Origin of the sequence: Rhodoblastus sp. (genome assembly GCF_052145335.1) — a bacterium.
GTDB lineage: Bacteria > Pseudomonadota > Alphaproteobacteria > Rhizobiales > Beijerinckiaceae > Rhodoblastus.
The window spans coordinates 1-4387 of sequence record NZ_JBKQOU010000059.1; the positions used below are offsets into that span (position 1 = coordinate 1).

A 4387-nucleotide genomic window follows, 5' to 3' on the forward strand; every position below is an offset into this window, starting at 1 on the left:
TTTGGCTATAAGGCATGATCGGCGAACGGTCGGGACGCGCCGGATTCCCCGAAAGGCCGGCCAGCGGTTTTGACAACGAGCCTAGACCGTCAGCGCTGATTTCAAAATAGGAATTCATGCGGCCCGCCGCGTAAACGCCGGCCTGAGCATTGTCGCCGAAGGTAAGTGGGCGGCGCCCACGTTCAGCCGATGGCGCGTTGAAAAAGGCGTTGGTGTCGAACACGAGGTAGTCGCCGGGTGGGAAGGCGTTGTCGGATATAACCGCGTTGTTCCAGGTCGTCAGGTCGGTCGTGTAGAACAGGCTGTCAAAAGCCGCCGACTGATCGATGGCAAAAACCGAGTTCGGGGTCTTGACCGAGCGAAAATCTACGGTCGTGCCATACACGGTGGATTGAATGAAAGCCCAGCCGAGGGTCCCGTGGCCAAATTGCCCCATCGACGTAAAACCGGGCTGATGGTCGATATTGGTCGCCAGTACGGTCTGCAGATAGAGGGCGCCCACGACCGATTTGGCGATATTATATTTTGAGCCAGGGGCGCAGGTTTTCGACCGCAGCATCGTCGCGCTGTAAGGCGTCGGAAAGTCAATCGCCGCCGAATAGGTGAAATTATTGGAGGAATCGCCGACGCAATCGGTCCACATGATGAAATCGCCATAGGCCAGGCTCGGCGTGATATAGGCAGTGTCGCCAACCGCCCACCCAGTCAGGTTGGCATTGCCGAACGGGTTGATCGAGACCGTCTGCACCCCGGCGCTGTTGGACTCGGCCGTGACCGGAAACTCCTGCCCTTTGAGTGCGCCGGTGGTGAACTGCAGCGCCGCCCCGACCTTCCACCATTGCGCCAGCGAGGCGCCTGCAGATGTCAAATTGCCCAGACTGTGCGCATAGAGATGAGTGGCGTCGAGGATCTCATCGACTTGCCAGACGCCGTTTTCGCCGGTCACGGCAAAGCGTGAGCCGGCTACAAGATTGGCGGTGAAATCCGGCGCGAAAAAAATCGGCGCGCCTGTGAAAAGGCAATGGATCGAGCAACCGGCGGGCGAGTTCATCTTGCCGCTCTGCGAAACAGCGCCGCCGATCCAGCCCTGGCGGGAAGATGTAGAAAGGTTTGGCAGCGCCGGGGTGGCCGCCAGCGTCACTACGGCCCCTGAGACCGCCGACACAATTACCGGATCGGCGATGAACTCCGTCCCACGCTGCGACCCCGTCATGGTTGTGGTGGTGAGTGAACCGGCCCCGTACAGGAAGGGTTGCGATTCGACGCCTGCCAAGGTTGACGATTGCATGACCAGATTCTGGTAATTCTCGGTCGTCGAATTCAACCCGGTGATCTGGCCCAGATCGGGATGGCCGATGTTGAACAGGAGAACGGTGTCGCCGACGGCGGGAACCGCGGGAAGCGCGCCCTCTCCTTCGAGAACGGGCGCTCCGGAGGGGCCGAGAACCAGCGTTCGCGCATTTCTGAAGTCAGGGTCGCAAACGCCGAAATGGCCGCCATTGCATTCGAGGACGACATAAGGCGCGTTCGGGGCGACCAGAATCCGATTGCCGCAGGTCGGATCGGACACAGGGCCGGTCAGCGCATCGCTTCCATTATTGCCATAATCGCCGACGAACATAACGCCGCCATTGGTTAGCGAGCCCTTGGAGCCGAAAATGGCGTACTGAAAATTGTTGCCGTGGAAAATACCTCCGCCAAAAGCCTCCCCTCCCGATGGTGTGGTTCCGGTCGAGATAAATGTCGTCGTCGACGCAATGTCCTGCGGCGACGAAACCTTCCATTTCGTCGGCGCCAGTTGACCGACGACAGATACACTTCCGCTTATCCCGCTCCCGGTGAAATACAGACTTGGAATAAGCGGACTCGACGGCTTTCCCGAAACCGTCAGCGTCGTCCCGGAAATCGTTCCTTGAAATATCGTCGGCGTGATCGCCAGTTGCACGATCGTTGCGCCATGCGGGTCGACGTAATGATTGGTGTTGGCCGTCGTTCGCGCGCCAGAGGCGCCCGGCAGGGTGACGCCATTGGCGCAGTAGTTGATCGCCGCGACCTTGATGTTTTGCGCGAAATCATAGGTGTCGCGATTGAAAAAGGGCTGGTTGGCGGTGGCGTTGACATGGAGATAGGCGCGGCTCTGAAAGGAGCCATTCGCCGGCGAGCCAAATTCGGAAAAAGTATCGAGCGAATTGAGGACATTCCAATTGCGATAGAGATTGCCTTTGGTGATTTCGACCGTCTGCGAAAGCGCCGGCGAATCAATGATCGCGGCATAAGTGCCGGTGCCCTCGACAAACAGATGGCTGAGGTTTCCGGTAGGGCTCTCGGGCGAGCCATATAGGCAGGGAAAAGCGGAGCCCGAAACACAATTTGCGGAAGTGAGGTTCGGGCCGCCGGCGCCATAGGGATCGACAAGCTGCACATTGCGCAACACGGTAACCGCGTGCGGCGAGCCATTCGAGAAAGCGCCGATCATGCTCATGTCGAAAATCGCTGTGTCGAACAAGACGTTCTGGGCGATCAGTTTGAAATAACCGCCGTTTTCGTAGCGTGACGATTTGCTGATTTTGTAAGGAGCGCCGATTTCGGACGGGAGGAACTGAATCATCCGCGCCTGGGTGAAATTCGCGGCGCCCGTCGAAACGTCGTCAAGGAAGGTCTGTCCCGATGTCACATAGATAACAGAGCCGGAAATCGCGGTCGACTGCGCATGATTGAAGCTGGCCCAGGCGCAATCCTGATTGGGAGCTTCGCCGACCGGAGCGCCCTTTCCCTTCCCGCTGCACAGGCTATCGGAGCCCGAATTGTCAAGATAATAGGCCTGATGGGTCAAGGATCCGTTGGTGTTGAGCGTCAACGGCAGCATGAGGCGGCGCACATGGCCATTGACCGGATAGACATCGGCGAACAGCACGGCGTCGCCATCGTGAAGCGAGCTTTGGATATTAATATTGTAACCGAATGTGTCCGTGCGGGGGTTTTTCGATGGCGCCGTCACCGTCTCGGTCGCGCCCTCCAGATAAAACACCACCTTAGCGATTTGTGCGCGGTCGGCGTTTCCGGCGACGATGCCGATGACATAGTTCTTGCCCTCGCATTTGCCGGCGCAGCCGGGCTCGATCCACATTTTCGGCGGCTCGTCCCATACCGCCGAAGGCTGGAGCTGGTAGCCGGAGGTTCCCTGCAAGGCGGTGACGACAGGTTTGGGCGGACATGACGCCCCATAGCCGTAGGAGCAATCGACCCCGGGCCAGTTCGGCGGCGGCGTCAGGATCGGGATCAAAGACGTTGCGGCCAACGTGACTTGCGGGAGCCAGTCGGGAGACGCCAGCGGCCCGAAAGCGATGACCGCCAATCCCCGTATGAGGTGGGTGAAGAGCTTCTTCATCATAATGCATCATAATATGCGCACGATTCGGCCGGTGATGGAATGACGCCCCCATACTATCAAAAACGGGTCAGTTCTCAGTGGCGATCAGCACAGTTTTTCGGAAGAGCCATTCTCCGACCATATTTACCGCCTCGGCAAATGGAACTTTGGCCCTCACGTTCAGGTCGTCTGCCAAAGATTGCACGGAAGCCACGGCCGAGCGGATGTCGCCCACTCGGAATTTTCCACAGATTTGCGGTTGCGGCGCCTTGTGCAGGCGAGCAATGACCTTGGCGATATCGTTGATGGTCAAGACGGCGCCCATCCCCACATCGTAACAGGATTTGGTAGCGTCCACAGACGTGGTGGAGATTTTCTGATTTGAAGCCGGCGGCCGGAGCTCCGCTTAGCGGAGCCGGCCGGCGGGCCGGGGGCGGTCACCGCGTCCTCTTCGGTTATAGTCGAGTTGCTAAAGCTTGACCCAACCGAACCGAGGAAACGATGACCGACGACACAATGGCATTTCTTCATCAAATTCGCGAGCGCGGCGGGCAGGATCTGCTCAAAGACCTCGCCGAAGCAGTGTTGCAGAAGCTGATGGACTTCGACATCGAAAATCGGGTCGGCCCGCGCGCTACGAGCGCTCGGACGCCCGCACGACCCAGCGCAACGGTTTTCGCGAGCGCGAGCTCGAAACGCGGCTCGGCACGCTGGAGCTGAAAATCCCGAAGCTGCGCAAAGGCAGCTATTTCCCCGCCTTCCTGGAGCCGCGCAAGACCGCCGAGCGCGCGCTGGTCGCCGTCATACAGGAAGCGTGGATTCAGGGCGTCTCGACACGCAAGGTCGACGATCTGGTGCAGGCGATGGGCATGTCCGGCATTTCGAAAAGCCAAGTTTCGAAACTTTGCGAGGACATCGACGAGCGGGTGAACTCGTTCCTCGACCGCAAGCTCGAAGGCGACTGGCCTTATCTTTGGCTCGACGCTACTTATCTCAAGGTGCGCGAAAACGGCCGGA

At 59.0% G+C, this 4387-nt stretch carries 2 protein-coding genes and 1 pseudogene; 1 reads left to right on the forward strand and 2 read right to left on the reverse strand.

Annotation, left to right across the window (positions count from 1 at the left end; translation table 11 throughout):
- On the reverse strand, positions 1 to 3391 hold a 3391-nt coding region (locus ACLP2E_RS03915; protein WP_442465207.1), incomplete at its 3' end, for a hypothetical protein.
- Between the two features lie 67 nt (positions 3392 to 3458).
- On the reverse strand, positions 3459 to 3683 hold the full coding sequence (locus ACLP2E_RS03920) for a hypothetical protein (protein WP_442465208.1): 225 nt from the start codon (positions 3681 to 3683) through the stop codon (positions 3459 to 3461).
- 188 nt (positions 3684 to 3871) lie between these two features.
- Between ACLP2E_RS03920 and ACLP2E_RS03925 the strand changes: the two are divergent.
- Positions 3872 to 4387: pseudogene (locus tag ACLP2E_RS03925) on the forward strand (transposase); the annotation flags it as partial.